The organism is Parvibaculum sp., from assembly GCF_030694575.1.
GTDB lineage: Bacteria > Pseudomonadota > Alphaproteobacteria > Parvibaculales > Parvibaculaceae > Parvibaculum.
The window spans coordinates 1-5,881 of the sequence record NZ_JAUYUS010000088.1; the positions used below are offsets into that span (position 1 = coordinate 1).

6 protein-coding genes are annotated in these 5,881 nt (G+C 64.4%); 5 read left to right on the top strand and 1 reads right to left on the bottom strand.

Features of this window, described 5'->3' with window-relative positions:
- Positions 1–76 precede the first annotated feature (76 nt).
- From Q8S60_RS12330 to Q8S60_RS12350, 5 genes are all read left to right on the top strand, one after another.
- Complete coding sequence (locus tag Q8S60_RS12330) at positions 77–1,228, top strand: acyl-CoA dehydrogenase family protein (RefSeq protein WP_305254255.1); 1,152 nt, start codon at positions 77–79, stop codon at positions 1,226–1,228.
- Positions 1,229–1,277: 49 nt separating this feature from the next.
- Entirely contained in the window at positions 1,278–1,877 is a 600-nt protein-coding gene (locus Q8S60_RS12335; RefSeq protein WP_305254256.1) for a uracil-DNA glycosylase family protein, read from the top strand.
- Between the two features lie 88 nt (positions 1,878–1,965).
- Complete coding sequence (locus Q8S60_RS12340; protein ID WP_305254257.1) at positions 1,966–2,412, top strand: hypothetical protein; 447 nt, start codon at positions 1,966–1,968, stop codon at positions 2,410–2,412.
- A gap of 38 nt (positions 2,413–2,450) precedes the next feature.
- Positions 2,451–4,574, top strand: coding sequence for a TonB-dependent receptor domain-containing protein (locus Q8S60_RS12345; RefSeq protein ID WP_305254258.1), 2,124 nt, complete (start codon positions 2,451–2,453; stop codon positions 4,572–4,574).
- Positions 4,575–4,647: 73 nt separating this feature from the next.
- Positions 4,648–5,682 (top strand): alpha/beta hydrolase, encoded by a 1,035-nt coding sequence (locus Q8S60_RS12350; RefSeq protein WP_305254259.1) that lies wholly within the window; start codon positions 4,648–4,650, stop codon positions 5,680–5,682.
- Here the strand turns inward: Q8S60_RS12350 and Q8S60_RS12355 are convergent.
- The coding region (locus Q8S60_RS12355; protein ID WP_305668594.1) for a hypothetical protein at positions 5,668–5,881 on the bottom strand (214 nt) is incomplete at its 5' end. The two genes, Q8S60_RS12350 and Q8S60_RS12355, sit on opposite strands and share 15 nt — an antisense overlap.

Consider the following 5,881-nt stretch of genomic DNA (forward strand, 5'->3'; position numbering starts at 1 on the left):
CGATTCGGCCTGTTTTGACCCCCGTCGGCCCTTGCCCTAAATTCCCGCTGCCTTTGAACTCAATGCGGGAAAACCCATGGCCCTCGACGCCGAAACACGCGACCAGCTCATCTCCTCCGTCCGCCGCTTTGTCGACGAGCGCCTGCGTCCCATTGAGGACAAGGTCTCCGAAACCGACAAGGTACCGGACGAAATCGTCGAGGAGATGAAGGAACTCGGCCTCTTCGGCATTTCGGTTCCCGTCGAATATGGCGGTCTCGGCCTGACCATGGAGGAGGAATGCCTCCTCATGTTCGAATTGGGCCGCACTTCGCCCGCCTTCCGCTCCGTCATCGGCACCAATGTCGGCATCGGCAGCCAGGGCATCGTCATGCATGGCCGCCAGGACCAGAAGGAATACTGGCTACCCAAAATCGCCAGCGGTGAGGTTATCGTCAGCTTCGCGCTGACGGAGCCTGAAGCAGGTTCCGATGCCGCTTCGCTGAAGGCGACCGCCATTCGCGACGGCGACCACTACATCGTCAACGGTACCAAGCGCTACATCACCAACGCCAACAAGGCCCACGCCTTCACGCTGATGGCGCGCACCGACCCGAAAACGCCGGGCGCGAAGGGTGTCTCCGCCTTTATCGTGCCGCGCGACATTCCGGGCATTCACGTCGGCAAACCCGAAAAGAAGATGGGCCAGCAGGGCGCGCATATCTGCGACGTGATTTTCGAGGACGCGCGCATCCCCGCCTCCTGTCTGCTGGGCGCGGAGGAAGGCAAGGGCTTCGTCACTGCCATGCAGGTGCTGGAGCGCGGCCGTCTCCACATCTCCGCCGTCTGCATCGGCGTCGCCGACCGCCTCGTCGAGGATTCGGTGAAGTATGCCGCAGAGCGCAAGCAGTTCGGCGCGCCCATCGGCAATCTCCAGCTCGTGCAGGCGATGCTGGCGGATTCGAAGATGGAAGCCTATGCCGGCCGCTGCATGGTGCTCGACGCCGCCCGCCGCCGCGATGCGGGCGAGGATGTCGCGACCGAAAGTTCCTGCTGCAAGCTCTTCTGCTCCGAAGCCGTAGGCCGTATCGCCGACCGCGCTGTGCAGGTTCATGGCGGCGCAGGCTATGTCGCCGACTACGGCATTGAGCGCTTCTACCGCGACGTCCGCATCTTCCGCATCTATGAAGGCACGAGCCAGGTGCAGCAGGTCATCATCGCGCGGAACCTGTTGAAGGCGGTGAACTGACGTGCTTTGCCGAGTTTGGCGCGGCCGTGCGGGATGACATAATGCCGGTATGAGAAAGCTCGACCGTCTCGTCTCCGATATCCGCGCCTGCCGCGTCTGCATCGAAAGCCCGCGCAACAAGCCCCTGCCGCATGAGCCGCGCCCGGTCCTGCGTGTGTCGCGTACGGCGCGGATATGCATTGTCGGGCAGGCGCCCGGCACGCGCGTTCATGCCTCGGGGACGCCCTTCACCGATCCGAGCGGCGACCGGCTTCGCGACTGGATGGGCGTCACGTCCGAAGAGTTCTACGATGTGTCGCGCATCGCCATCGTGCCCATGGGATTCTGCTTTCCGGGCCTCGACGCCAAGGGCGGCGATCTGCCACCCCGCCGGGAATGCGCCGAACGCTGGCGGCACGATCTCTTCGAATTGCTACCGCAAATGGAACTGACATTACTCGTCGGCCAGTATGCGCAAGCATGGCATCTGGGCACCACGCGCAAGGAAAGCCTCACCGCAACCGTCTCGGCATGGAAAGAATATTATCCCCGCTTCCTGCCTCTGCCGCACCCGTCATGGCGCAACAATGCATGGATCAAGAAGAACCCCTGGTTCGAGGAAGACCTCCTGCCCGTCCTGAAGCGCGAGGTACGCCGCCTGATCGGCTAGGCCTGCGTCATCGCGCCACAGCGATTGCCGCCTCTCGGTTTTGACAGGCCAGACCCTTCTCCGGATACTGCGGCAAAAGGGGAAACGGTTGAGCATTCTGCAACGCACAAGGCGGGTAAGGGGCAATCCGCGCCGCGGCGGTTCTGCGCCGTCGCTTGTCTCGCGGCTGCTTTTCGCACTCGTTGCGCTTTCGATCCTCTTTCCCGCACTGGCCGGCAGCCTCGCCGCCCGTCCGCTGCAGACGACAGGCGTCTTCGAAGACCGCATCGTCATCTGTACCGGCAGCGGCCTGAAGGTCATTCGCCTCGACAATAGCGGCGAGGTGCTCCCCGACGGCGAAGAACAGTATGATATCGCGCCCGGCCTCTGCGCCCCGATGGTGACGGCGGCGCTTGGGGAGTTCCGCGACGGCCTCTTCATCCAGTTGCGGCGTCCGGCCTTGCCCGATCTGCTGCGCCCCGCCGCCGCGATCCTTGTTCTGCATGGTACGGAACATCCTCCCGCGCTCACGCGAGGCCCACCTGTCCACGTCTGAACCCGGTTCGCAGTTTCAGACAAGACAGGAAAAATTCGATGTTGTTTCAGCGCTCTATTGCGGCGCGGCGGGCCATGCTGCTCGCTGCCACCGCTTCCGCCGCCCTCATGCCGGTGTTCTGGCCGCTTTCCGCCAAGGCCGCGGATGAGAAACGGTCCCCCATTTTGATACCCGAACTCGTCATCTCCGCGCCGGAAGAGGAAGGCGACGTTTCCGAAACGGTGAAGGTCGACGAAATTGCGGGCCCGCCCGCACGCGACGCTGGCGAGCTTCTCTCGCGCTTGCCGGGCGTGACGGCGGGCCGTATGGGCGGCCATGGTTCGGACATCAGCATTCGCGGCATGTCGGAAGACAGGATAGCCGTCCTCAGCGACGGCGCCTATGTCTTCGGCGCCTGCCCGAACCGCATGGACCCGCCCACCTCCTCCATGATGCCTATGTCCGGCGACAGCATCACCGTGCGGCGCGGCTATCAGTCCGTGCTCGACGGCCCGCCTGCACCCGCGGGTACGGTTTCGCTCGAACGCGCCGATCCCGCGGATTTCCCGGAAGGACTCTCGGGCAATATCGAGGCCGGTGTCGAGTCGAACGGCTCGCAGCGTTACGTGAGCGCGCAGGCACGCGCCGTCGAACGTGGCAGTTATATTCGTGGTTTCGTGACGGACCGCCGCGCGGACAACTACGAAGACGGTTCGGGCCGGGAGGTCCGCTCTGCCTTCGAGCAATATGGTGGCGGCGGAGAAGTCGGCCTTCGTTATGGATCGAACTCGCTTCTTTCCTTCTCGGCGGAACAGAACCGCGCCGTCGACGTCTATTTCGCGGGGGCGGGCATGGACGCGCCCTGGACCGCCACAGACACATACCGCCTCGCCATCGAACACAATTTCGAGGAAGGCGGTGCATTCAAAGGCGTCGAGGCGAGCGTCTACGGTTCCTTCGTCGATCACGTCATGGACAACTACTCGCTGCGCACGCCAGGCACGATGACCATGCGCACCGATGCGACGTCCGACACGCGCGGCGCGCGGCTCGCGGGTGTTCTCGAATTCGGCAATCTGGATGTGACGATCGGCGGCGACTACCGCCGCAACGATCGCGATGCGATAAGCTATTCGTCCATGATGGCGGCCATTCCGCCGGCCACGATTTCCAACTACACATGGCCGGGCATGGAAATCGAGGATGCCGGCTTGTTCGTCGAGGCGAGCGCGCCTCTGACGGCCAGAACGGACATCACCGCCGGTATCCGCACCGACTTCGTCTCCGTCAAGGCGACGAAAGCCGACCTCCTGCCGGGCGGCATGGGCGCGGTCTCGGCCCGCACGCTCTACAACACTTTCTATGGCGTCGTGCAGACGGACCGGGATGAGACCAATGTTAGCGGCCTCGTTCGAGTGACGCATGACTTCGGCGGCTTCTCCGGCTGGGCAGGCGCGAGCCGCGCGGTACGCACGGCGGATGCGACCGAGCGAGGCATTGCCCGTGCGCCCGCGATGGGCGGCGGCGGCTGGGTCGGCAATCCCGGTATCGATCCCGAACAGCATCATCAGGTCGATATGGGTATCGAGACGGCAGGGTCCGCTTGGAAGGCTTCCACCGGGATCTGGTACGACAATGTGAAGGACTTCATCTCACGGGACATTGCACGCGGCCAGTCCGGCGTCCTTGTGAACGACGGCATCTCGAGTATCTTCCGCAATGTCGATGCGGAACTCGCGGGAGTCGACGTCGCCGGGCAATGGGCGTTCGCGCCGTCATGGCATGTCGGCGGCAACCTCGCCTATACCTATGGCGAGAACACGACCGACAACCGGGCCCTCTACCAGATATCGCCAATCAGCGGCAGCGTTGAACTGGTCTACGACGTAACGGAATGGAGTGCCGGCACGCGCATGCGCTGGGCCGGGAAACAGACAAGGGCCGACACAAGCACCGCGACAGGGTCGGGCCTCGATGTTCGTGAGACCCCGGGCTACGCGGTCTTCGATCTCTTCGGTACATGGCAGCTCGCCAGCGCGGTCGAGCTGCGGGGCGGCGTCGCCAACCTTCTCGACACCACCTATGCGTCTCATCTGAGCCGCGGGAATGGTTTCGATCCGGCGGTGGTTCAGGTAAACGAGCCGGGGCGTTCGGCTTATCTTCAGATGAATCTGACATTCTGATCGACGGGGAGGCGGCCGCGTGCCGCCTCCCTAGCTTCTCGCCTGGGCTGTGCCGATGCGCTAGCCTCCGTGCATGTCACGCATCTTCCCGCTCCTTCTTCTTCTCGTTTCCGCCTTCGCCTGCGCGCCGCAGATGATGGCGGTCGGCGATCCGGTCTACGATGCGCGCCTCGACACGACGGCGGCGTCGACGGTGGCGGTCATGGCCGACGGCGCCACGTTGCCCATGTTGGTCTTTCAGGCAAAGGAACCGCGCGCGGTCGTCGTCGCGCTGCACGGCTTCAACGACTACTCGAATGCCTTTTCGGACCCCGGCCCCGGTCCATGGTTCGCCGCACGGGGCATCTCGCTTTACGCGATCGACCAGCGCGGCTTCGGCCGGGCGCCGGGGCAGGGGCTCTGGGCGGGCGACACCCGCATGGCGGAAGATGCTGCGAGCGTTGTGAGGATGGTGCGCGGACGCCATCCGGACCTGCCGGTCTATCTCCTCGGCGAAAGCATGGGCGGCGCGGTCGCCATGCGCGCGATGACCTTGCCGGAACCGCCGGAGATCGACGGTCTCATCCTGTCGGCGCCCGCCGTCTGGGGCTGGCGCGCCATGAACGATTTTTACAGGATCGTCCTCTGGGCCTCGGCCCGCCTCGCGCCGTCCTACACCTTGACGGGGCGCGGCCTCGGGATCAGGCCGTCGGACAACATCGAAATGCTCCGCGCTCTCGGCCGCGACCCTCTCGTCATCAAGGGAACGCGCATCGATACGATCTACGGCCTCGTCGATCTGATGGACAGCGCCCATGCCGCTTCGGCCCGTCTCGGTGTGCCGGTTCTGCTGCTCTATGGCGCGAAGGATGAAATCGTACCGGCACCTCCCGTCGGCGATGCGCTCACGGCGATGAAGGAAGCGGAGGTCGACGTCGCCGCCATCTGCTACCCCGACGGCTACCACATGCTGCTGCGCGATCTTCAGCGCGAAACCGTATGGCGCGACATTGCCGCGTGGATCGCCGCGTCCGGGGCGTCTCCGCCATCCGGCGACACGGATATGAAACCGTGCGGAGCGCTCGCGGAAGCGTTGCGGCCGAACGAAACCGGTTCAGGCGCTCTGTGAAACGGCTGCGTCCTCTTCGTCTTCCAGTGGCTCGGCTAGGATGGGCGCGTTCTCTTCGCCGAAACGGATTTTGATTTCCCTTTCGATGTCGGCCAGGAGTTCCGGCACATTCGCAAGATGCGGCCGCTCCGCCTTGATGATGGCACGGAAAAGGCGCGCCTTCAGTTGCGCAAGGTCGATGCCCGACTCGGCGACGGCG